The sequence below is a fragment of the Lichenicola cladoniae genome (assembly GCF_013201075.1).
Classification (GTDB): domain Bacteria; phylum Pseudomonadota; class Alphaproteobacteria; order Acetobacterales; family Acetobacteraceae; genus Lichenicola; species Lichenicola cladoniae.
In genome coordinates this window covers 1,409,921-1,432,815 of record NZ_CP053708.1, presented here as the reverse complement: position 1 = coordinate 1,432,815, position 22,895 = coordinate 1,409,921, and the positions used below count along the sequence as shown (strand labels likewise).

At 65.4% G+C, this 22,895-nt stretch carries 21 protein-coding genes and 1 tRNA gene; 9 read left to right on the top strand and 13 right to left on the bottom strand.

What is annotated here, in order from left to right; all coding sequences use genetic code 11:
- The first annotated feature begins 2 nt into the window (after positions 1–2).
- The 4 genes from HN018_RS06540 to HN018_RS06525 are packed head-to-tail and all read left to right on the top strand — an operon-like array spanning position 3 to position 2,789.
- The gene (locus HN018_RS06540) at positions 3–503 is read left to right on the top strand and encodes a chemotaxis protein CheW (RefSeq protein ID WP_171834729.1); all 501 of its coding nucleotides are present in this window, start codon (positions 3–5) and stop codon (positions 501–503) included.
- The gene (locus tag HN018_RS06535; protein ID WP_171834728.1) at positions 500–904 is read left to right on the top strand and encodes a response regulator; all 405 of its coding nucleotides are present in this window, start codon (positions 500–502) and stop codon (positions 902–904) included. The genes HN018_RS06540 and HN018_RS06535 overlap by 4 nt, the downstream gene beginning before the upstream one ends.
- A complete protein-coding gene (gene cheB / locus HN018_RS06530) occupies positions 901–1,980 on the top strand; it encodes a chemotaxis-specific protein-glutamate methyltransferase CheB (protein ID WP_239479090.1) in 1,080 nt (359 codons plus the stop codon). Before HN018_RS06535 ends, cheB begins: the two co-directional genes overlap by 4 nt.
- Entirely contained in the window at positions 1,977–2,789 is an 813-nt protein-coding gene (locus tag HN018_RS06525; RefSeq protein WP_171834727.1) for a CheR family methyltransferase, read from the top strand. Before cheB ends, HN018_RS06525 begins: the two co-directional genes overlap by 4 nt.
- On the opposite strand, the gene HN018_RS06520 is transcribed toward HN018_RS06525, so the two are convergent.
- The 6 genes from HN018_RS06520 to HN018_RS06495 form a co-directional block, all read right to left on the bottom strand.
- Positions 2,776–3,579: an aminotransferase class IV gene (locus HN018_RS06520; protein ID WP_171834726.1), complete on the bottom strand. Its 804-nt coding sequence runs from the start codon at positions 3,577–3,579 to the stop codon at positions 2,776–2,778. The two genes, HN018_RS06525 and HN018_RS06520, sit on opposite strands and share 14 nt — an antisense overlap.
- Positions 3,576–5,000 carry an anthranilate synthase component I family protein gene (locus tag HN018_RS06515; protein WP_171834725.1) on the bottom strand — a complete coding sequence of 475 codons (1,425 nt, stop codon included), beginning with the start codon at positions 4,998–5,000 and terminating at the stop codon, positions 3,576–3,578. The genes HN018_RS06520 and HN018_RS06515 overlap by 4 nt, the downstream gene beginning before the upstream one ends.
- Entirely contained in the window at positions 4,966–6,042 is a 1,077-nt protein-coding gene (locus tag HN018_RS06510; protein WP_171834724.1) for a glycosyltransferase family 61 protein, read from the bottom strand. The genes HN018_RS06515 and HN018_RS06510 overlap by 35 nt, the downstream gene beginning before the upstream one ends.
- 28 nt (positions 6,043–6,070) lie before the next feature.
- The gene (gene pgmG, locus HN018_RS06505) at positions 6,071–7,480 is read right to left on the bottom strand and encodes a phosphoglucomutase/phosphomannomutase PgmG (RefSeq protein WP_171834723.1); all 1,410 of its coding nucleotides are present in this window, start codon (positions 7,478–7,480) and stop codon (positions 6,071–6,073) included.
- On the bottom strand, positions 7,480–8,358 hold the full coding sequence (gene galU, locus HN018_RS06500; RefSeq protein WP_171834722.1) for a UTP--glucose-1-phosphate uridylyltransferase GalU: 879 nt from the start codon (positions 8,356–8,358) through the stop codon (positions 7,480–7,482). The genes pgmG and galU overlap by 1 nt, the downstream gene beginning before the upstream one ends.
- A gap of 144 nt (positions 8,359–8,502) precedes the next feature.
- Positions 8,503–8,588: transfer RNA gene (locus HN018_RS06495), tRNA-Leu, on the bottom strand.
- 58 nt (positions 8,589–8,646) lie between these two features.
- On the opposite strand from HN018_RS06495, the gene lipB reads away from it, so the two are divergent.
- Positions 8,647–9,366, top strand: coding sequence for a lipoyl(octanoyl) transferase LipB (gene lipB, locus HN018_RS06490; RefSeq protein WP_171834721.1), 720 nt, complete (start codon positions 8,647–8,649; stop codon positions 9,364–9,366).
- Here the strand turns inward: lipB and HN018_RS06485 are convergent.
- The 3 genes from HN018_RS06485 to HN018_RS06475 all read right to left on the bottom strand — a co-directional run bounded on the left by HN018_RS06485 (position 9,347) and on the right by HN018_RS06475 (position 12,987).
- Positions 9,347–9,973, bottom strand: coding sequence for a LolA family protein (locus HN018_RS06485; RefSeq protein ID WP_171834720.1), 627 nt, complete (start codon positions 9,971–9,973; stop codon positions 9,347–9,349). The two genes, lipB and HN018_RS06485, sit on opposite strands and share 20 nt — an antisense overlap.
- 5 nt (positions 9,974–9,978) lie before the next feature.
- Positions 9,979–12,540, bottom strand: a complete 2,562-nt coding sequence (locus HN018_RS06480) for a glycosyltransferase family 2 protein (protein WP_171834719.1) — start codon at positions 12,538–12,540, stop codon at positions 9,979–9,981.
- Between the two features lie 78 nt (positions 12,541–12,618).
- A complete protein-coding gene (locus HN018_RS06475; RefSeq protein WP_239479069.1) occupies positions 12,619–12,987 on the bottom strand; it encodes a BolA family protein in 369 nt (122 codons plus the stop codon).
- A gap of 99 nt (positions 12,988–13,086) precedes the next feature.
- Between HN018_RS06475 and HN018_RS06470 the strand changes: the two genes are divergently transcribed.
- The 4 genes from HN018_RS06470 (at position 13,087) to HN018_RS06455 (ending at position 17,078) form a co-directional block, all read left to right on the top strand.
- On the top strand, positions 13,087–13,704 hold the full coding sequence (locus tag HN018_RS06470; RefSeq protein WP_239479067.1) for a J domain-containing protein: 618 nt from the start codon (positions 13,087–13,089) through the stop codon (positions 13,702–13,704).
- Between the two features lie 176 nt (positions 13,705–13,880).
- Positions 13,881–14,846 carry a cobaltochelatase subunit CobS gene (gene cobS / locus HN018_RS06465; protein ID WP_239479256.1) on the top strand — a complete coding sequence of 322 codons (966 nt, stop codon included), beginning with the start codon at positions 13,881–13,883 and terminating at the stop codon, positions 14,844–14,846.
- Between the two features lie 10 nt (positions 14,847–14,856).
- A complete protein-coding gene (cobT, locus tag HN018_RS06460) occupies positions 14,857–16,719 on the top strand; it encodes a cobaltochelatase subunit CobT (protein WP_171834718.1) in 1,863 nt (620 codons plus the stop codon).
- Complete coding sequence (locus HN018_RS06455; RefSeq protein ID WP_171834717.1) at positions 16,716–17,078, top strand: hypothetical protein; 363 nt, start codon at positions 16,716–16,718, stop codon at positions 17,076–17,078. Before cobT ends, HN018_RS06455 begins: the two co-directional genes overlap by 4 nt.
- A 17-nt stretch (positions 17,079–17,095) precedes the next feature.
- Here HN018_RS06455 and HN018_RS06450 read toward each other — a convergent pair whose 3' ends face one another.
- The 4 genes from HN018_RS06450 to HN018_RS06435 all read right to left on the bottom strand — a co-directional run bounded on the left by HN018_RS06450 (position 17,096) and on the right by HN018_RS06435 (position 22,868).
- Positions 17,096–17,680: a Uma2 family endonuclease gene (locus HN018_RS06450; protein ID WP_171834716.1), complete on the bottom strand. Its 585-nt coding sequence runs from the start codon at positions 17,678–17,680 to the stop codon at positions 17,096–17,098.
- 59 nt (positions 17,681–17,739) lie between these two features.
- Positions 17,740–19,512 carry an ATP-binding protein gene (locus tag HN018_RS06445; RefSeq protein ID WP_171834715.1) on the bottom strand — a complete coding sequence of 591 codons (1,773 nt, stop codon included), beginning with the start codon at positions 19,510–19,512 and terminating at the stop codon, positions 17,740–17,742.
- A 10-nt stretch (positions 19,513–19,522) separates the two neighbouring features.
- Entirely contained in the window at positions 19,523–21,346 is a 1,824-nt protein-coding gene (locus HN018_RS06440) for an adenine deaminase C-terminal domain-containing protein (RefSeq protein WP_171834714.1), read from the bottom strand.
- An 85-nt stretch (positions 21,347–21,431) separates the two neighbouring features.
- Complete coding sequence (locus HN018_RS06435; RefSeq protein WP_171834713.1) at positions 21,432–22,868, bottom strand: glycosyltransferase family 2 protein; 1,437 nt, start codon at positions 22,866–22,868, stop codon at positions 21,432–21,434.
- Between the last annotated feature and the right edge of the window lie 27 nt (positions 22,869–22,895).

The window sequence follows — 22,895 nt, the reverse complement described above, 5'->3', positions numbered from 1 at the left end:
CCATGTCTTTCCAAGCCGACAAGATCCGTTCAAGCGACCGTAACCACGGCGGTAACGAGGCACCGGACGACGACCGCCAGGAGCAGGGCTTCGTGACCCTGATACTCGGTGGACAGCTGTGCGGCGTTCCCGTGCTGGCGGTTCGCGAGGTCATCACCAACAGCAAGATCGTGCGCGTGCCGCTGGCGCCGCCCGAAATTGCCGGCAACATCAACCTGCGCGGCCGCGTGGTGACCACCATCGACACGCGCTGCCGGCTCGGGCTGGAGCCGGCAGCCGACACCGCCGACTGCGTGGCCCTGGTCGCGGAACATGAAGGCGTCCTCTATGCCTTGCTGATCGACCAGGTGCAGGACGTGCTGAGCCTGCGCGTCGACATGATCGAGGAGACGCCACCGAATTTCTCGCCGACCTGGCGCGAGTTCAGCAACGGCGTGTTCCGCCTGCCCAACCACCTGATGGTCGTGCTCGACATCGGACGCCTGCTGGCACTGCCGACATGATCGCCCCGAGTGCAGGGCTCCTGTGCCTGATCGTCGATGACAGCCGAACCGTCCGGCGGATTGCCCGGACGATCCTCGAGGATGCGGGATTGCGGGTGGTCGAGACGTCCGACGGCGCCGAGGGCCTGGAAGCCTGCAGACGCCACCGGCCGGACTACGTGCTGCTGGACTGGAACATGCCCCGGATGAACGGCATCGAGTGCCTGAAGGCGATCCGCCTCGAGTTCGGCGCCGACCAGCCTCGGGTGATCCTCTGCACCACCGAGAACGATCCGGAGCATATCGTCGCGGCGATGGAGGCGGGCGCACAGGAATTCATCATGAAGCCCTTCGACGCCGACATCCTGTTGGGCAAGATCGCCGGCGCAACCGCCACTGCGCCGGCGCCGGCGCCGGCATGAATTCGATCCCGGCAGCCCCGCCGCTCCGGTCCGGGGTCAGGGTCATGGTGTGCGACGATTCAAGCGTCGTCCGGACCCTGATCATCCGGGCCCTGCAGGTCGATCCGGACATCGAGATCGTCGCCAGCGTCGCCAACGGCGCCGTCGCGGTCGCGACGCTCAGGCTGATCCCGGCCGACGTGATCATCCTCGATGTCGAGATGCCGGTGATGGACGGACTGACCGCCCTGCCCCTGCTGCTGCAGGTGGACCCGACGGTGCGGATCATCGTCGCATCCGCGTTGACCACCGCCGGTGCCGCGATCGCGATCCGGGCGATCCAGGCCGGCGCCGCCGACTGCCTGCACAAGCCGATGGCGGACACCCGCGACACGTTTGCCGCCGATATCCGCTCACGCGTCCTGGTGCTGGGCCGACGCCGGCTGCGACAGCGCATCGCCCCATCCACCCTCGCCGCGCCCGCTGGACCGGCAATCGCGTTGCGGCCGGCCGGCAGGTCGCGCCCGCTGCTGCTGGCGATCGGGACTTCCACGGGCGGACCGCAGGCATTGTTCACGCTGCTCGCCGGCCTGACCCGGACGCTTGCGCAGCCGATCGTCATTACCCAGCACATGCCGCCGTTCTTTACCCGGAGCCTGGCCGAACACCTGGCCCGGATCGGCCACCGCCCCTGCGTGGAAGCGGAAGACGGCATGCGGTTACGGCCGAACCACGCCTATGTCGCCCCCGGCGACAGGCATCTTCTGGTGGAAGCCATCGGCGAGCATCTGGTCGCCCGCCTCGCGCAGACGCCGCAGGAAAACTCCTGCAGGCCATCGGTCGATCCGATGCTGCGCAGTGCGGTCATGTCCTGCCAGGGCCGGATACTGACGGTGATCCTGACCGGCATGGGGCGCGATGGCGCGGCCGGCGCCCGGCTCGTGGTCGAGGCAGGCGGGACCGTGCTGGCCCAGGACGAAGCCACCAGCGTCGTCTGGGGCATGCCCGGAGCCGTCGCGCGCGAAGGCCTGTGCCACGCGGTGCTGCCGCTCGACCGGATCGCCGCGAAGATCGACGAACTGGCGATCCGCCTGTGAGCAGCTTCAACGCCATTGCCGCCACTCTCAAGCTGCGATCCGGCCTCTCGCTCGGTGCCGACAAGGACTATCTGGTGCGCGCCCGCCTGGAACCGATCCTGAAGCGCCGGGAATTCCCTAGCCTGGAGGTGCTCGCCGATCGCATGCGTACCGATTCCGGACTCGAGCGCGAGGTGGTCGAGGCGATGACCACCAACGAGACGCTGTTCTTTCGCGATGGCCGGCCCTTCGATCACCTGCGGGACGTGCTGTTGCCGATGCTCCACCGCGATCGGCCGAAAGGTGCTGTTCTGCGTATCTGGTCGGCCGCCGCTTCGACCGGCCAGGAAGCCTATTCGCTGGCGATGCTGATCAGCGAGATGGGGCCCGTCCTGGCGGGGCGGGTGATCGAGATCGTCGGCACCGATATCGCACGCACACCGCTGGCCCGGGGCGAGGAAGGCCTCTACTCGCAGTTCGAGGTCCAGCGCGGATTGCCGGCCCGGCTCCTGGTCAAATATTTCAAAAAGGAGGATGCCGGCTGGCGGATCAATCGCGCGCTGCGGGACATGGTGGGGTTCCGGGAATGGAACCTGCTGTCCGACCTTTCCGGCCTCGGTCGTTTCGACATCATCTTTTGCCGCAACGTTCTCATCTATTTCGATCATGCAACCAAGACCCGGACCCTCGAGGCGATCTCACGCCAGCTTGCGCCCGACGGGGTGATCTATCTCGGCGGCGCGGAGACGGTGCTCGGACTGACGACCGCCCTGGTATCGATGCCGGGCGAGCACTGCATCTTTCAGAAGAACTCCATCACGGTTCCCTGATCCCGATCGTCAGACGCTCGATCAGGTCGGGACGCACTTCCAGGCTGCGTCCATCGAGCGAAACGACACCGCGCAGGCCCAGGCTGTTGCACACAACCAGCAGTTCGGCATGGCCAAGACGGTCCGGGCCGATCGGCGCAACCATCACCAGTCCTCTGTCGATCAGCAGCCCGCGCGCGATGCCGGGGAGCGCGCCGTCACCGACCGGCGGTGTCACCAGCACGCCGTCGATCAGCGCAATCAGGTTCGCGGCGCTGGTCTCGGCGACCATGCCGCGCGTGTTGAGCAAAATCGCGTCGTCAGCCCCTTTCCGCGACGCCTCCTGCCGTGCCAGCACGCTGTCGAGATAGTTCAGCGACTTGATCCGGCTCAGCGGCGAGAACTCGTTTCGCCGTGTCTCGCCGGCGACGATCAACGAGACCGGACCATGCATGGTGAGCCCGGTCGCGGCCGTGATCAGCATCGTCGGGCGCGGCGATGCCGGTGGAGCGACCCCGCGTGGTGCTGGCCCGCGCGTCAGGGTAAGCCGCAGGCTGCCCTGCGCGACCCTGTTCGCCACCAGCACCTGATGCATCGCCGCCTCGATCGCCTCGTCGTCCCGCAGAGCCGGAATGCCGAGCATGGCAGCACCTTCGCGCAACCGTGCCAGGTGCCGGCGACCATGAACGACCGCGCCATCGCTGACCCGGATCGTTTCGAACAACCCGTCGCCCAGCGTGAAGCCGCGATCGTCCGGCGCGATCCGCACGGCTGCCGAGTCCTGCAGCCTGCCGTCGCACCAGTCCTTCATGTCGGCCGCCCGGTCCGCGAAAACACCGACAGCAGCGGCGCCACCTTGGTCAGCATCTCGTCATGTTCCTGTGCCGCGACCGAGTCCGCAACGATGCCGCCGCCCGCCTGTGCCACCACCTGCCGACCGGTCAGGACGAGCGTACGGATCACGATGCTGCTGTCCATGGCGCCATCGAACCCGATCCAGACGATGCACCCGCAATAGGGACCACGCGCCGACGCCTCGAGCTCGTCGATGATTTCCATCGCCCGGATCTTCGGTGCGCCGGTCACCGAACCGCCGGGAAATGTCGCGCGGAGCAGGCTCACCGCGTCGGCGTCCGGCCGCAGTTTCGCGGTGATCGACGAGACCAGGTGATGCACCGTCGCGAACGTCTCCAGTTCGCACAGCAACGGCACCGTCACGCTGCCGAACTCGGCCACGCGCCCGATATCGTTGCGCATCAGGTCGACGATCATCAGGTTTTCCGCCCGGTCCTTGGAGCTGGACATCAGCAGGGCCGCTTCCTGACGATCCTGTTCCGGGTTTCGGCCGGGGTCCGATGGCCGCGGGCGCGTCCCCTTGATCGGCCGTGTCTCCACCCGTCCGTCCGCTTCGAGCCGGATGAACCGCTCCGGCGAGGTGCTGCACAAGGCGCATCCCGGTGCCCAGGCGAGATAGGCTCCGAACGGCGCCGGATTGATCCGGCGTAGGGCCAGGTGCACCGACCCCGCATCGAGTTGCGGCGGTCGCACTGCCACATGCCGCATGGTCAGGTTGGCCTGGAAGATGTCGCCGGCGCGGATGTAGTCGAGGCCACGCTCGACCATCGCCGCATAGGCTTCGGCCGACAGGTCCGGCGTCCAGACAAGTTCGGGCTGCGGCGTGCACCGAACCGGCAGAACCTTGGCGAGACGGTTCTCGAGCCAGTCCGCCCTCGCGCGGGCCCGGTTCGAGCGACTGTCTCGGTCCCGCTCCGGTCGCCCGGTCGAGATCAGCCAGCACCGGCTTTCCGCGCGGTCGAACGCCAGCACCAGGTCGAACAGTCCGAACCAGAACTCCGGCACATCCGGATCGTCGGCATGACGGCGTGGCAGCCGTTCGAGATGATGGGCCGCCCCATAGCCGAGCAGCCCGACGGCACCGCCCATGAACGGCATCGGACCTGCATCGCCGGCAGGCTCCGGCCAGCGTGCCAGCGCATCCGCCAGCAACGAGAACGGATCTTCGCCGGGCCCGGTCCTGACGATCTCGAACGGGTCGACGCACAGATACGAATACCGGCTGCGCGGGCCGACGGGTCCGGTGCTGTCGAGCCAGACCAGATGCGGATCGTCGCGGACATGCTCGAATGCCTGCTCCGGCTCGCGCCAGGACAAGGCACGGACGACGCGGCCCACCGCGTCAGGCGGCGGCGAGGTGGCGCCCGAACTCGGCATCGGTGATCAGCAGGTCGCGATCGTACGAGGCGCCCGCCTCCACTTCCGTCTGGCGGCAGCGCACTTCCCGGTAGCGGTGTCCGAACTGGTTGGCGACGAACCAGAAGAACGTGTCCGGCATGGCGGCACCGGCGAATACCAGCACCTGCGCGGCTGGCCTGGCGAACGCGATGCTGGTCATCGCAGCCCCCATCGCGCCGACGATCACCCGCGCGTCACGCACCGCGCCGATCTGCTGCTGCAGCGTGGTTCCGGCCGTCCTCAACACTTGGAACCCCTTTCGTTCCGCAAGCGCCTCGAGTTCGGCCGCCCTGGCGAAATCGCGGCGCATGCCGATGCCGCGGGCGATGAACACGCGCTCATGGCCGGTCCCCCGGCTGTCATGTGCCAGCCGGTCATGGCACGCCCGCACCAGGGGCGACATGTAGGTTCCGTGCCGGGTCAGTCCGTCCACCAGGATCAACCGGCGCACCCGTACCGGAAAACGGTTCGAGACGCGCACCTGTTCGTCCGCGATCCCCGCGAGGCGCATGCTGCTCTGCATTACCTCGCCGAGTTGCGGGTCGTGGATATCATGGACCAGCACACCCAGCCGATCTCCCTGCACCCGCGACAGCACCAGGTGCAGCATCGGCAGCATTTCCATTAGCCAGTGACCGTAGTTGGCGGCACCGCGCTTTTTGCCGAGCACCAGCGGGCCGTCATGCCCGGGCACCGTGGCACCGGCAATCGCCTCGCGAACCTGCCCCGCCGCCCATTCGATCTCGGCTGGGGCATGCTGGGTGATGCTGGGACCGTAGAGGGCACCGTGGTGGTCGAACACCAGGCCCTCGCAGGCCACGAACACGTCCTGCAACAGCCAGGCCGTCACGGTACGGGGCGCGAACACCGGCTCACGCTGCGCCGCGACGGCTGCATAGACCGAGGCCGGCGTCAGTTCGGAATTGATGATGTCCGGTTCCACGGCCCGGAAGCCGGGCGATGCGATGTGCATCAGCACAGCCCCATCGGGCGGGTCGATGATCGCGACCGGCTCGCTCATGTGCGGGCCGGTCGTGCTCGATCCTGGTTCAGTGGCCGGCGTTCTCACCGGAGAAATCCGGTGCCTCCAGCCCCGACGCCTCGAGCTGATGCACCAGCTCTGCCTTCAGTCGCTCCAGCCCCTCGTCGCTGAATGCTTCCGCACGCGCCACCAGCACCGCCTGGGTGTTGGAGGCACGCAGCAGCCACCAGCCATCGGCGGTCCGCACGCGAACGCCGTCGATGGCGGAAACCTGCGCACCGGTCTGCTTCAGGCGGGCAGCGACCTCGTCGATCACCCCGAACTTGCGGGTGTCGTCGCAGTCGAAGCGAAGTTCAGGCGTGCTGACCGCATGCGGCAGCGCGTCCTTCACGTCCGACAGCGGGCCGTCCATGCGCGCCAGGATGCCGAGCACCCGAACGCCGGCGTACAGCGCGTCGTCGAAGCCGTACCAGCGGTCGGCGAAGAACACGTGACCGGACATCTCGCCGGCAAGCGGGCTGCCGGTCTCGGCCATCTTGGCCTTGATCAGCGAGTGACCGGTCTTCCACATCAGCGGCACGCCGCCGGCGCGCTGGACCTCGTCGAACAGCACCTGGCTCGCCTTCACGTCGGCGATGATGGTGGCGCCCGGATGGGTACGCAGCACGTCGCGGCTCAGCACCACCAGGAGCTGGTCGCCCCACAGGATCTGGCCCTTGTTGTCGACCACGCCGATCCGGTCCGCATCGCCATCGAAGGCAATGCCGATATCGGCCTGCTTCTCGGCCACCGCGGCAATCAGCTGCTCGAGGTTCTTGGCCACCGTCGGATCGGGATGATGTGCCGGGAAGGTCCCGTCGATGTCGCCGTTGAGCACCGTGTGCTCGCCGGGCAGCGAACGCACCAGGCGCGTCAGGATGTCGCCGGCCGAGCTGTTGCCGTTGTCCCACACCACCTTCAGGATCCGGTCGCCGCCGTCCCAGTCCGAGATCAGGCGGGCGATGTAGTCGTGGCTGACATCGACCGCACGATCGGACCCGGTGCCCTCGGCAACCACGTCGCCGGCGGCGGACAGGCGGCCGAGTTCCTGGATCTGCTGGCCGAAGAACGGCTTGCGGCCCAGCATCATCTTGAAGCCGTTGTAGTTCGGCGGATTATGGCTGCCGGTGACCATGATGCAGCCGTCGGTCTCGAGCGTGGTCGCCGCGTAGTAGAGCATCGGCGTCGGACCGAGGCCGACCCGCAGCACTTCCATGCCGGAGGCCTTCAGCCCCTCGACCAGCGCCTGTTCGAGTTCCGGGGAGGACAGCCGCCCGTCATAGCCGACCGCAACGGTCTTACCGTCGTTGCGCGCGACGATGCTGCCGAACGTCCGGCCGATCGCGAAGGCGTCGGCGGCATGGAGAGTCTGGCCGACGATCCCGCGGATATCGTACTCGCGCAGGCTGGTCGCCGAGAAACCATGGTTGAAGGCCATCAGAGTCTGTCCACGTAGGTCTTGAGGAATTCCCTGACCGCCGGGCCGAGGTCCGGCCGCTCCAGGGCAAACGCGATCTGCGCCTCGAGAAAGCCGATCTTGTCGCCGCAATCGAAGCGGCGGCCTTCGAAGCGCAGGCCGTGGAACGGGCCGGTCCCGATCATCTTGGCCATCGCGTCGGTGAGCTGCACCTCGTTGCCGGCGCCGCGCTCCAGCCGGCTGAGGTGGGTGATGACGTCTGCCGTCAGCACGTAACGGCCGATGATCGAGAGGTTGGAGGGTGCGTCCTTGGGGTCCGGCTTCTCGACCAGCCCGGTGATCTCGACCATGGTCCCGTCATCCTGGCCGACTTTCAGGATGCCGTAGCGGTTGGTCTGCTCGTGCGGCACTTCCGTCACCGCGACGACGCTGCCGCCGGTCTGCTGGTAGGCATCGGCAAGCTGCTTCAGGCACGGTGTCTTGGACAGCACGATATCGTCAGGCAGCAGGATGGCGAACGGATCGTCGCCGATGAATGCCCGGGCGCACCAGATTGCGTGGCCGAGGCCGAGCGGCTCCTGCTGGCGCACGGACAGCATCGTCCCCGGCAACATGCTGGATTCCTTCAGCGCCTGCATCGCCTCAGGTTTGTTGCGTTCCTTCAAGGTCGCTTCGAGCTCGAACGCGCGATCGAAGTATTCGACCAGCGCGGTCTTGCCACGCCCGGTGATCAGGCAGAACTGCTCTATGCCCGCAGCCCGTGCTTCATCGATCGAATACTGGATCAGCGGCCTGTCCACGACCGGCAGCATCTCCTTGGCCATCGCCTTGGTGGCCGGCAGGAAGCGCGTCCCGAGCCCCGCGACCGGAAGCACTGCCTTACGTAAGGGCTTGATCACATTATCTACCTTCGCTTGGATGCCGATCCGAAACTACAGCATCAGGACGAAGGAGCGTGCCATGCGGCGCGACCAGCCGCAATGTGTGACCCGGTTACCCGGGCACATCCCGGCCGCATTTATTGCCGAAAATAAATGAAACTTTGGTGCGGTCGAGAAGACTCGAACTTCCACGAGGTTTCCCCCACAAGCACCTCAAGCTTGCGCGTCTACCATTCCGCCACGACCGCACCGTGACATCCCGGGACCCATGGGCCATATCCGGGGCGACGGAGCGCCGTATAGACGATGGACGACCTCACCGCAATCACCGTTCCAACACGCCGCCGGATCGTGCCTGAGCCGGCGTGGCAGCGCAGCGGAGGCCTTGTCGGCTACCCGGACGGCATGGACCGGATGCGCAAGATCATCGACGACCTGAGGGACCATCCCGACGGGGAACGGGTGTGGCTCCTGGAGCATCCGCCGACCTTCACCGCGGGCACGTCGGCGCGTCCAGAGGACCTGTTCAACCCGCTGGGCTTCGCGACCTTCGAGGCCGGTCGCGGCGGGCAATGGACCTACCACGGCCCCGGCCAGCGCGTGGCCTATGTCATGCTGGACCTGCACGTTCCCCACGGACCGTTGCCGCCGATGGACGTCCGCGCCTATGTGACGGCGCTCGAACGGTGGCTGATCGCGTCCCTCGCCAGGCTCGGCGTCGAGGCCGGGCGACGCACCGGCCGGATCGGCGTGTGGGTGACCGACCCGAGCACCGGCCGGGATGCCAAGATCGCGGCCCTCGGCGTGAGACTGACGCGTTGGACCACCTGGCACGGCGTCTCGATCAACGTCGACCCGAACCTGTCTCATTTCGACGGGATCGTCCCGTGCGGCATACGCGAGCATGGCGTAACCAGCCTGCGCGCCCTGGGCAACGGTGCCACGATGCAGGATGTCGACCTCGCACTCGCCGCCTGCTGGCCCGAGTGCTTCGGCGGCGGGGTTCCTACGATCCGGGCGGCGTGAACAGCCCTTCGTCGAGCGCCTGCCCGACCTTCTGATCATAGAGATGGAATCGGGTACGATGCCGCTCGGCATCCACCGCCTCGATTCCGGACAACAGCAGAGATCCCTGGCTCCCGACATCGAAGAACAGGGTCAGCAGGCCCTGGGCCGGATTGCTGGCCCGGGTCAGCGACAACTGCAACGAGGTCGGGCTGCGCTGTATGTCGGTCACGTCGATCTCGCCGGACAGCCTTACCGGACCGGACAGCAGCAGGCCGAGTGGGTTGGCAGCCAGCGAAATCCGGGTCGTGGCATCGGTCGCCTCGTCATGCACGATCAGCCGGCCATGCGTTGCCACCACGATCCGGCGCATCGGGGCCGCGTAGTCCAGGCGAAGATGACCGGTCTCGAACCAGGCCAGTCCCGACGCACCCTGTGCCCCCGGCCCGACCTGGACGAACTTCGCGGACAGGCCGCGCATCCCGTCCAGCGCCGACTGGGCCTCGCCGATACTGACCTGCTCGGCCGGCGTGTGCGGTGTCGCCAGGGGTCCGAGCGCGCAGGCGGACAGGCCGAACAGCAGCGCCGCGGGAACGAGACACCGTCGAAACCTCCGGGTGGCAGTCACGTCCCTCACCCGCCCTGCACCGCATCCGCACGCACCCGCGCCGGATCTTCCAGGTCGTAGAACAGACGGTCGACACGGGAGAAGTTGGGATTGAAGAACGGATCGCTTTTGAAGAACGGCTTGTCGCCCCAGCGTTCGTACATGGTCTGCTGCTCGCGAAAGAAGCGTGCCTCCTGGTCCGGACGCATGTCGCTGCCGCGCGACAGGCTCTCGTGGTGCTCGGCCACGAACTCCGCGCACCACACCACGCGATAGCCGCTCTCATAGACCTTGAGGCAGAGATCGACGTCGTTGTAGGCGATCTTGAGATGCTCCTCGTCGAAACCGCCGACCTGCCGGAACACGTCGGCGCGGATCATCATGCAGGCCGCCGTCACCGCCACCAGATCGTGGCTCAGGCGCGCCCGGCCGATATAGCCGTAATCATCGTCGGGAATGCCGAGATGGATATGCGCCGCGACGCCGTGCGTGCCGACGACGACGCCGGCATGCTGGACGGTCTTGTCGGGATACAGGAACTTGCCGCCGACGATGCCGACCTTCTCGTCGGAGAGCGCCTCGCCCAGGATGCGGTCGAGCCAGCCTTCGTCGCTGATGAACACATCGTTGTTCATGAACACGAAGAACTCGGCATCGTTGCCATCCGCGGCGAGGTTGTTCAGCCGCGAGTAGTTGAAATCCTCGATGACATCCAGGACACGGATATTGTCGATCCCGCGAAGATCTTTGAAGAACTGCTTGGCGTCGGGCGAGGTGGACCAGTTATTCACCAGCACGATCTCGAAGTTGTCGTAGACGGTGTTTTCAAGAAGATTGGCGACGCAGTGGCGCGTGGTCTCGATCTGGTCGCGGAACGGGATGATGATCGACACTTTCGGCTGGACCTGCGGGATCCATTCGACCCCGTAGATGGTCAGGCCGTTGATCGACGACACGTTCGCCACCTGGCCCTTGCGCTTGAGGTGGTCGCCGACCGCGCGAACACCCGCGTCGACCGCATAGCCCTTCTTGGACACGTCCGAAGCCGTGGAGTTCGGGGTCAGGCGCCAGTGATAGAGCAGCTCGGGCACATGGGCGATCTGCGCGGGAGCTAGGAGTTCGGAGCAGCGCAGGATGAAGTCGTGATCCTGCGCGCCGTCGTATTCCTTCTTCAGCAGCCCGACCTTGCGCATCGTCGCGGTCTCGATGACCGTCAGATGGCAGACGTAGTTGCAGCCGAGCATGTAGCGGTAGTTCCAGTCCGGCTTGAAGTTCGGCTCCAGGTAGTAGCCGGCCTGGTCGATCTTGTCCTCGTCGGAGTAGAGCAGCCTGGCGCCGGTGCGTTGGGCGGCGCGAACCATGACCTCGAGTGCCACGTCGACGATCAGGTCGTCATGGTCGAAGAACACGGTCCACTCGCCGAGTGCCGCTTCCATCGCGATGTTGGTTGCCTTGGCGATCCCGGCATTCTTTTTCGAACGGATGCAGCGGATGCGCTTGTCGGCAGCACAGAACTCGTCGATCCGGTCCGAGATCTCCTTCGATTTCGAGCCGTCATCGACGATGATGAGCTCCCAGTTGTCGTAGGTCTGGGCGACCACGCTCTCGATCGCGGCGACGAAATCCGACAGCAGCGGCTTGTACGTCGGCACCATGACGGTCACCAGCGGCTCCGCCGGCAGCGTGCCGGCCTGCTTCAGCGCCCGACGCTCGGCGGCGACCCGGGCGCGCAGGTTCTCGTAGTAGCGGCGCGCCCAGCGATCATAGTCTCCGAGATGATAGCCCTGGCTCGGCAGCAGCGAGCCGATCTGCCGGCGTAGCTTCTCCATGTCCGTATACAAGCGGCTCATATCGTTCGAGATCGAGACGAGCTTGCCTTCGAGAAAATCGGACACGGTGCTGGTGACGAACGGGCTGTTGTCCAGCTCGATCATCTCGGGCAGCACGAAGAAACGGAATTTCTGTGCGTAGTCCTTCATGAACACGTGCGGGATGGCATATTCGAAGCCGCAGTTCGGGTCGCAACCGAGCACGTTGCCGACGTCGCGACGGAAGCGGTCCGCCTTGAGCTGCGTGATCTTGACATTGTCGCAGGTGATCAGGACGTCGCAACGGGCCTCGGCGACCGTGCTTCGTCCGACCTTGCGCAGCACCCAGCCGCGCAACGCGTTATGCACGAGCCCGTCCACGTTGCCCTGGATGGTCACCACCGGAACGTCGCTGAATTCGTAGGACGGGTTCAGGCCGCTGAGCCCGGCTTCGCCCATGTGCGGCAGGATCGTGCCGTCCGGCAACAGGAAGCTGATGACGTGCGGCTCGCCGTCAAGATACTCTTCCGGGATGTCGAAGCTGAAGCCGACCAGGGCCGACGACAGGCCTAGCGCCCCACGGACATCCTCGCGTACCCCCTCGCACGACACAGTCCCCTGCTGCACGCCATCGATGATCGCGGTCAGGGTGACGACGTCGAGTGGAGACCGCAGATCGGTCACCCAACCGGAAGCGCATCCGGCATCATAACGGTCGAAGTAGCCATTATAGCGTATCGAGGTCGAGCTCGGCATCGTATCGTCGAAATCGGCCATCATCCACCTGTCTTGCAGCAGTCTCTAAATAGAGTTGCGATCACTGAATTGACTGACTGCCAGGCCAGGTACGAACGGCGCTCAAACGGCTTTCTCCCGAAGCGCGTGCTCCTCGGGAGTTCGCAGACTGAGCGATAATGCATGCAAACCGCGGCGAAATTCAGGCTCAAGCGCGTCGTGAACCATCCTGGAGCGCTGCACCCGGCTGGTTCCGCAAAAGTCTTCGCTAACCACCATCATCGCATAATGCGTCTCTCCGGTCGCACCAGACTCCCGCATCCCGGCATGCCCGGCGTGGAGGGCACTCTCGTCCACAACCTCCATCAACCGGGGTGAGAAGCAGGTGTTGAGGCACGCGTGCATCCGTTCGGAGCGCGATTGCGGCATGGAGGCGGCACTTTCCTGGTCATTGCCGCTCACCTTTTCGTGGCCGGACATCGCGTCGTTCACGCCGTTCTCCTTCTAGCATGGCCTCTACCGCCGGGCATGGCGTTCGTCGGCGGGTCGACTTCCTCTTGCGCGAGGTGAAACAGCGCGCACATAAACGCCGTGATGATGCGACGGAACCAGCGACACAGGGCCTTCGACCCTGATCCGGCAGCGCCGGACCGGCATTGCGACATCCCCGGCTGCCCGGAAAGGGCTGGCTACAGAGCTCCGCGCTCCCGGCAAACGCTTACCGACTACTTCTGGTTCTGCCTCGATCACGTACGCGAGTATAACTCCCGCTGGGACTATTATAAGGGCATGAGCCCGGGTCAGATCGAAGCCCACCTGCGGGCGGACGTGTCCTGGAACCGGCCGTCCTGGCGCCTCGGCCATCTGGGCGGAGGTGCGCCGCTCGACGAGGAGCAGGTGCTCGATCCGCTCGGCGTGCTGCGTGGCAATGCGGATGCGCGCGTCCGCGGCCGCAGGCGCGCTCGCGAGAAGGTCGATCATCGGCCCGAAGCGCTGCGCCAGCCACTCGAGACGCTCGGACTGGGATGGCCGGTATCGCTTCAGGAGGTCAAGACCCGCTACAAGGACTTGGCGCGGCGCCATCACCCGGATGCGAACGGCGGCGACCGGGCGGCAGAGGAACGGCTCAAGACGATCAACGTAGCATACACGGCTCTGCGGGTTCACCTGACAGAAGCCCGACAGACGAGCCTTGCGGAAACCGGCTGAGCGGAACCAGCCGGCAGCCGCATGCGACAGGAATGAACGGGATACCGACCTACATGGACGACATCGTTGACATGGCTGCCCCTGCCACCGCCATGAAACGCGACGCACGGAGCGGGGGCGCCCATCCGAGCTCCGATCTTGGCGATGCCGGCACCGAGGGGCTGCCGCCGACATCCATGCTGTCGGCGCCGGACGTGGTGGTGAGCGCGCGCGAACTGTTCGGGATCGACAGTGACCTGCAGGTTCCGGCGTTCTCGCTGCGCACCGAGCACGTGCCGGACATCGATCCGGCGTATAAATTCGACTACGAGACCACGGTCGCGATTTTGGCGGGCTTTGCATACAACCGCCGCGTGATGATCCAGGGCTATCATGGCACCGGCAAATCGAGCCACATCGAGCAGGTCGCGGCGCGCCTGAACTGGCCCTGCATCCGCATCAACCTCGATAGCCACATCAGCCGCATCGACCTGATCGGCAAGGATGCGATCGTCCTCAAGGACGGCAAGCAGATCACCGAGTTCCGCGAGGGGCTGCTGCCATGGGCCCTCCAGCATCCATGCGCGCTGGTGTTCGACGAGTACGATGCAGGGCGTCCGGACGTGATGTTCGTGATCCAGCGCGTGCTGGAGGTCGAGGGGCGCCTGACCCTCCTGGACCAGAACCGCGTCATCCGCCCGCACCCCTCGTTCCGGCTGTTCGCCACCGCCAACACCGTCGGCCTGGGGGATACCACCGGCCTCTATCACGGCACCCAGCAGATCAATCAGGGGCAGATGGATCGCTGGAACATCGTCACCACGCTGAACTACCTGCCGCATGGGCAGGAGACCGCGATCGTGCTGGCCAAGACCGGCTGGGACGGGCGCGACATGGCGCAGAAGCGACACGTCGAGAGCATGGTCGCATTGGCCGACCTCACCCGTGCCGGCTTCATCCATGGCGACATCTCGACCGTCATGTCGCCGCGGACGGTGCTGACCTGGGCCGAGAACGCACGCATCTTCGGTGACCTCGGCTTCGCCTTCCGCCTCACCTTCCTCAACAAGTGCGACGAGGCGGAGCGGGCCACCGTCGCCGAGTACTACCAGCGCTGCTTCAACGAGGAACTGTTCCTCGGTACGCTCCTGAAGGCGAAGTGAGCGGGCGGCGATGAGCGCCGAGAACACCCGCAGCGAGGCGTTCAAGCGGGCCACCGCCGGCGCGCTCCGGGCGATCGGCGGCAAGAAGGACGTGCAGGTCACGTTCCAGGCCGGTCCGCCCCAGGTCGGGGAGAAGCGCGTCCGCCTGCCCGCGCCGAGCCGGTCGCTGCCGGCTGCCGAGATCGCCAAGATGCGCGGTGCCGCAGACTCCGCGGCGCTTCGCCTGCGCCATCACGACAGCGTCGTCCATGCCGCCCGCACACCGACGCCGCGTGATGCACGCGAGGTGTACGACGCGCTGGAGCAGACCCGGATCGAGGTGGTCGGCGCCCGGCACATGACCGGCGTTGCGGCCAACTTGCAGTCGCGGCTCGACCAGGAATGCGAGCTTGCCGGCTATGACCGGATGACCCGGCGCGAGCAGCTACCGGTGGCTGCGGCGCTGTCGATGCTGGCGCGCGAACGGCTGTCCGGCGAGCCCGCTCCAGCCCGGGCGGCACGCGTGCTCGATCTGTGGCGCAACACCCTGGCCGCCGACGCGGACCGCGCGCTCGACGAACTGGCCCGCGTACAGGACGACCAGCAGGCCTATACCCGTGCCGCCCGCCGACTGCTCGCCGCCTACGACCTTGCCGAGATGGAGCTCGAAAGCGAGGAAGAGGAGGAGGACGAATCCGAGCCCGGCGATGGCGAGGACCAGCCCGAGCCGGAGCAGCCGCCCTCTCCCGAACAGGAGCAGGGCCAAGGCCACTCCGAAGACAGCATGGGTGCCGAGCCGGAAAGCGCCAGCGCCGGCAATCCGGAAGAGCAGGAAGAAACCGACCAGGAAGCCGGCGCCGCCGAAGGCGAGGATCGCCCCGGCGGCCCGCAGCAGCAGCGCGAGCCGCAGCAGGCCAGCGTCGGCACCAACTATCGCGCCTTCAGCAAGCAGTTCGACGAGGAAGTCGCGGCCGAGACGCTCTGCGACGGCGAGGAACTCGCCCGCCTGCGCCAGCAGCTCGACCAGCAGTTGCTGAACCTGCAGGGCGTGGTGTCCAAGCTCGCCAACCGGCTGCAGCGCAAGCTGATGGCGCAGCAGACCCGCGCCTGGGACTTCGACCAGGAGGAAGGCATTCTCGATGCCGGCCGGCTTGCCCGGGTGGTGGTGAACCCGATGCTGTCGCTCTCCTACAAGAACGAGCGCGATACCGATTTCCGCGACACCGTGGTCACCCTGCTGCTCGACAACTCCGGCTCGATGCGCGGCCGTCCGATCACCGTGGCGGCGATGTGCGGCGACATCCTGGCCCGCACGCTGGAACGCTGTGCAGTGAAGGTCGAGGTCCTCGGCTTCACCACGCGCGCCTGGAAGGGCGGGCAGAGCCGGGAGCGCTGGGTGGCGGAGGGCAAGCCGCGCGAGCCGGGCCGGCTGAACGATCTGCGCCACATCATCTACAAAGCGGCCGACATGCCGTGGCGCCGGGCGCGCCGCAATCTCGGGCTGATGCTCCGCGAGGGCCTACTCAAGGAAAACATCGACGGCGAGGCGCTGACCTGGGCGTACCGACGGCTGCTCGGACGCAAGGAAAGCCGGCGCATCCTGATGGTGATCAGCGACGGCGCACCGGTCGATGACAGCACGCTGTCGGTCAATTCCGGCAGCTACCTGGAGCAGCATCTGCGCGAGGTGATCGCCGAGATCGAGAAGGGCGGAGCGGTCGAGCTGATCGCCATCGGCATCGGCCACGACGTGACCCGCTATTACCGCCGCGCCGTCACTATCACCGACGCCGAGGAACTGGGCGGCACCATGATGGCCAAGCTGTCCGAACTGTTCGACGAGGATGCGGCGCGCAGCCGGTCCGGCGGAGGTCGCTTCCGGCGGGCTGCGTGAGCGAGCCGGGCTCGACGCGCAGGTTCCAGCACTGGCTGGAGACGGCGCCGGACTGGGCCAGGATCCTGGTTCCGGCGATCGCCTCCACGATCCTCGGGCTGCTGGTGGGGACGGCGTTCATCCTCCCGGCACTCGCCTATCTCTGGACGGACCCCGGACAGCGGCGGGTCATGCTGCTGCTGCTCGCGGCGGTGTGCGCGATCATCGTCGTGCGCCGGTCGAGCCGCCTGCTTCGTGTGGTTCTGGATACCGCGCCCGGTCCGTGGCGGTTGCTGCTGCTCGGTTTATACGGCCTGACGGCGATATCGCTGCTGGCAGCCGTACTGTTGCGCAATATCGGGCAGCTCGCCGGGCCGTAACTCGGATCGACCGGGAGCTAGCCGTCGCCCTGTTCAACACCGGGTTCGGCGAAGTCGACGCGTCGATAGATGTCCGAAACCGGGATCTCCACGCCGATCTCGGGCAGCACCAACGTATCCCCCTCGCCCAGCGACACGGCACTCCATGGCTGAGCGCCCTGTCGGGAGAACACGGTCAGCACCATCACCGACTGCTCGACCAGGACGTAGCGCCTGATCGATGGCACTGCATGATACTCACGCAGCTTGCCGTTCCGGTCGTCGCGCGCGCTGCTGGCGCTGACCACTTCGAACACGATCACCGGCTCGGGGACGATGTGGCGGGTTCCGTCGAACGGCTTGCATGTGACGACCCCGTCCGGATAGCGGATCCTGTTCCCGACGGTCTGGATACCGGCGTCGGACGCGAGGGCTTCGCAGGGTCCATCGCCCAGGCGACCGGTCAGCTGGAAGTTGATGTTCCGGATGATCCTTGCGTGATTTCCGGTTCCTCCGACCATGGCGACAGGCTGGAAGCCATCGAATTCGTAGCGCCCCTCCTGGGCCCCTGCCCAATCGAAGAACTCCTCCTGGGTCATGGGCTCGCGATGCGCGATGTTCATGCGACCGACCATAGCACCGCCTGGCAGAATTCGATTTTGTTTTGGTGCTTCACAGCTGCTCAAGCAGGTTCGGCTACGATCCGCTTGAGGTCGAGTATGGCCTGCATGCTCGTCCGCGCTCCCGACAGGCTCGGTATGAAATCATCCGCGACCAGCGACAGCGCCTCGGGCGAGCAAGCCTGGCCGATATCGTGGTCCGGCCACTTTCCCTGTTTCGACAGGGCGAATACGAGCATCCGACCGACCCGCGCCGCCAGCGATCGCTCTGCAAGGTAGAGCGACTGACGACGCACCGCCTGCTGGTCCGGCTCGGCGGCGTATTCCTGTTCGAGCAGAAGCCGCATCTCCGTAACGGCCGGATACGTGGCGTTCAGGAACAGCTGGTGCGTTTCGGGGTAGTAGCGGCCGGCGCGCCCGAGCAGGCCACGCGCATCGATTTCGAGCGGATAGCGCAGGATCAGGATTTCGGGCGATGGTTCGGTATCGAACGTGTCGTCCGAACTCGGATCGTGATCGGTGGTCAGATGGCCATGCGCGGTCCTTTCAATCGGAGATTCCGTATCCGCGCAGGCAGCTCCCATTTGCGTTGCAGGATCCGCCTCGCGTGTTGCCGTTGCAACCGACCGGGCCGCGCTCGGGATGACACGCCGACGACGCTTTACCCCGAGCTTGCGCAGCAGCTTGTCCAGATCGTCATAGATGTCGGGAGAAACCTTGGCGGAAGGTGACTGGTTCTCGATAATATCGATGAGCCAGCCGGGACGATGCTGATGTACTACACGAGCGAAATCACGGCAGGCTACCTGCCCCTGGTTGCTGCCGGCATGACGCAGGAACTGCCTGTAGGCGTCGGGTACGATGTCCATCCATTCAGGCAGCTCGATGAACACCGAGATCGACCCTGCCCCGAACGGCACCCCGAATACCGGCGCCGCATGCAGCCAATGCTGCTGGCGCAGCACATCGTAAAGCTCGTCGCGATAGATCAGGCCGCAGGTTCCGGGCATCGGTTTCAGCGTATCGCGACCGGCCCCACCCCGCGGCGCGTCGGTGTCGCTCGGCGCGTCATAGACATAGTGCAGCACCATCCCGTCACCCGGTAGCGTCACCGAGGAATGACGGCTGTCGTCATATGGAATACGCGAGGCCAGCGGCTCGAACAGCCGGGCATGCTGGTCGAGCCATATGCTGATACCGTTTTCGATCCGGTAGAACCTGTAGCCGAGCTCTTCAACGATCCAGTTCGGGCCCATTGTCGGCAAACCCTGATACGGGTCGCTGACCGTGTCCTGCGCAGCCGAGTTGCCGAACAGCACGACCTCGGTCCAGTCCTGATCGAGCGCATGGCCCCGGGACATCGCGTCCGCGCTGACCATCGTCACGTCCTGCATCGTGCCGCGATCGTCGGCGCGCCGAAGCCTGCCATAGACGCCGTCGCGCCAGCCCAGCGTGACCTCGTGCACGACGCCCGCGTGGCAGGAGCGATAGCGCAGGCCATGCCGGTTCGACGGCAGTGACGCCACCTTGGCGCCCATGCCGAAATTCTGGTCGAGCCGGTGCTCCTTGCGGATCGACGAGGCGATGTCGCACATCCGGAACAACTCGTCCGCATCCATGCCGCGGCCACTGTTCCAGATCGCGAGCTTCGGCACGCCATCGATCAGCACCTGGGAAAGCCTGACCTGCCGGCAGCCGTCCGGTGCGGTCGCGGCCGCATCGAGGGCGTTTCTGACCAGTTCACGTAGCATCATGATCTTCGGGCAGCGTTCGATCATGCTGGAGACGAGGAAGCTTTCGTCGCCGACCCGGAGCTGGGTCAGCCGATTGGTCACGCAGGCGGCCTCAGGCCGCGACCACCAGCGTCAGCTGCACCATGCCGGGCACCGTCAAGAGGCCCTTATCGGTAATGCGGATTTCCGGGATCACCGAAAGCGGAATCAGGTTGAAGCCCATATACGGCAAGGTGCAGCCCTGTGCGGCCCAGGCCTGCTTCAGCAGCACCGTCTCCGCCGCGACCTCGGTCGCCCGCTTGTCGGACAGCAGGCCGGCAATCGGCAAGGCCACCTCGGCGCGGATCCGGCCGCCGCCGACCACGACCACGCCGCCGCCATTGGCGCGGATCGCCTCGACCGCCAGCCGCATCGAGGCCTCGTCGCGCCCGGCGGCGACGATATTGTGCGCATCGTGTCCCACCGAGCTCGCCACCGCGCCCTCGGTCAGGCCGAACCCTGCAAGCAGCCCGTGCGCCGCCTCGCCGGAATGTCCGTGCCGCTCGACCACGCTCAGGAAACACAGTCCATGCGCGTCCAGATGGGTCGACCAGCTTGTCTCACGCGGCAACGATACCACCTCGTGCTTGAGCGCGATGTCGGACGGGCTCACCGTGCGAATGACGTTGACCCGGCATGCCTCGTTCGGAAGCGGGGGCACCAGCGCCGGGATTTCCGGCAGGATCACCGTGCGATATGCCGCGTCCGGATAGCGATACCGGCCCTGCTCCAGCTGCTGTTCCAGCAATGGCGTGATGGCCCGGTTTTCGACCATCAGCGCGCCGCCGTACCAGGTGTGCTGAACCTCCATCGCATCGTTGAGCAGCACCAGGTCGGCGCGCCGACCGCCGCCCAGCCCGCCGATCTCGCCGTCCATGCCGTAGCGGGTCGCCGGGTGCAGCGAGCCCATGCTCCAGGCCCGGTTCGGCGCAATGCCGGCGGCGATCGCCTCGCGCACCACCCAGTCCATGCCGAACAGGAACAGATCGTCCGCGTCGCGATCGTCGGTGCAGACGCAGAAGCGCTTGGGGTCCGCGCCCAGTTCGGTGATGGCACGGATGGCGGCGGGCAGGCTGTGCCACGGCGTGGTCGGCGGACCGCCGCGCAGGTAGATCCAGAGGCCGGCCTCGATCATGTCGTCGGCGATGTCGCGTGTCACCGCCTCATGGGTATCGGTGACGCCGCTGGCGGCATAGGCCGCGACGAACTCGCGTCCATACACGTGTCCGCTGACCGGGCGGCCGCGTTTCAGCGCCTCGGCAATGATGCCGTGGCTGCGGACATCGCCCTCGCAGACCTGCACGAAGTCCATTTTCTCGCCGAGCGCCACCGCTTCCGGCCAGCGATCGAACAGCGCGCCGATCTTGGCCGGCGTCAGGTCGCCGCCTGCGGTCTCGTAGCGCGGACCGGTCGCGGGCACCGTGCTCGGCACGGTCAGGAAGATGTTGAGCGGTGCCGCGCGCGCATCCTCCAGCATCCACTCGATGCCGGCCGCGTCCGCCACGTTGCCGATCTCGTGGCTGTCGCAGAAGATCGTGGTGGTGCCGTTGAGCAGCGCCACCTCGGCGTAGGCGCAGGCGGTCATCATGCTGCTCTCGATATGCACGTGCGGATCCACCAGCCCCGGCGCGATGATGCCGCCCTGGACATCGGTAATCTGCCCGGGTTGCAAACCAGCGACCCGCGCAGCACCCGCCGGCTTCAACGCCGCGATCCGGCCGCGATGCACCCATAATTCACGGTCCTGCAGGGTCCGCTCGGAGTAGGTCGACAGCACCCGGGCGCCGGTTATCACCAGGTCCGGGCAGAGGCGCCCGGACGCTACCGCAGCCAGCTCGCGCGTTTCCTCGTGCAGGGGCGGAACCGAGAAGCGGGTCAGATGGCGTTCGATGGTCATGAACGGATGCTAGCACCGACACGGCGAGGCGAAGCAAGAACAGTGTGTCGCGCGCCAGGACGCACCACCAGTCAAAGCCGGGAGATTAGCACCGCGCCCCATAGAACTCGATCTGGTCGAGGTGAAGAAAGCGTTTCTCCCCGGGCACGACCAGGCGTAGCCAGCGTGCAGCAAAACCTTCCTCCCACGCGCTAACGAACGGCGTTCCGTCGATGCCACCGAAAAGTCCAGACTCATCGCGCACTAGTACGGTCTTCCAGTCCGTCTCGTTTTCCGAGGCCAGGAGGTCGAACCTGCTCATACGATCCAGGACGCCATCCATCCTGTTGAACACCCGGGCCTCGTGGATCATGTGGAGGTCCCCGAGATCGATCTGCCACCATGGAGAGTCTTCGAGATTCGTGTGGTTCTGGGACGCACCAAGCAACCGGCCACTGATGATGGTCGCCGCATCGTCCGCGATCGAGCGATTATGAGCCGTCGAGCTTTGCACCGCGGACTTGCCTTGGGATATCAGCGGCCAGCGCGACTTCGGGAAGACGGCGTTTTTCCAACCACATGACAGGTAATCCCTCCAGTAATCATGCAGATGCAGATCTTGAACCTCGTTTGTCATGATGTTGAACATCTTCCGATCATGAAGGCTCTTGTTCCCCCACATCTGCTCAGCCGCGTAGTCGCCACGCAGACCCCGATCGACCCTGAGCTGAAAATCCTGGTTCGACTTGATATTGTAGTGCGCGATAAAAGCTGTTGCGAGGATGCGCTCGCTGTGGTCGTCCGCCAGTAGATACGCCCAGGCGTTGGTCGGGAAGTCCATGTAATAGGTCGTCAGGCGATCGCCGATGACGTTATATGCAACGATATCCGGATCGAGCTTGGTGTAATCATGCATCACGGGAGCAGTCTTCTTCCGAAAGAAGCCCGCATATGGGACGCGTCTACTCTTGATGAATACCTTGGTAAACGGCGTTGCCCTCCCCTCGCGTCTGGTATAATTCAGAAGGACATATCCGTCCGGGCGGATATCGTGGCCATTACAGCCAAAACTGCTCCAGTTGAAATATATGGCCTCGGCTCCTGACGGTATGGCCTCCATCAGTGCCACGATACTGTTTGATTTGCGGATGCAGATGAACTCATCGATATCGAGAAACATCATCCAATCAGTTTCATGGCTGTAATTTCGTATGAAATGAAAATACATTTGAAACTGAAGACCTTGGAAGCTGTAGTGCAAGAAGGTTACGAAAGGGTCCTTTCCTTCGATAAATGGTAACACCTTTTCGAAGAGTTCGGCAGGATCATCATCGTTGCAATAGAGGTAGATATGGTCGATGCCGATCGAGCGATGATAGAGTATCCACTCGACAACGTAACGCGATTCCCAGCGCGCGCAGGCGGCGAGGCTGTAGCGGTATCTCGGAGCGGGCCAGGCTCCGTTGTTCCGGACAACTCCAAGTGGCCGATCCGGATAGGATTTCAGTTCTGTTTCGTACTGGCGACGCTTACTGTCATCCACCTGTCGGCTCTCCGAACCACACTAAAA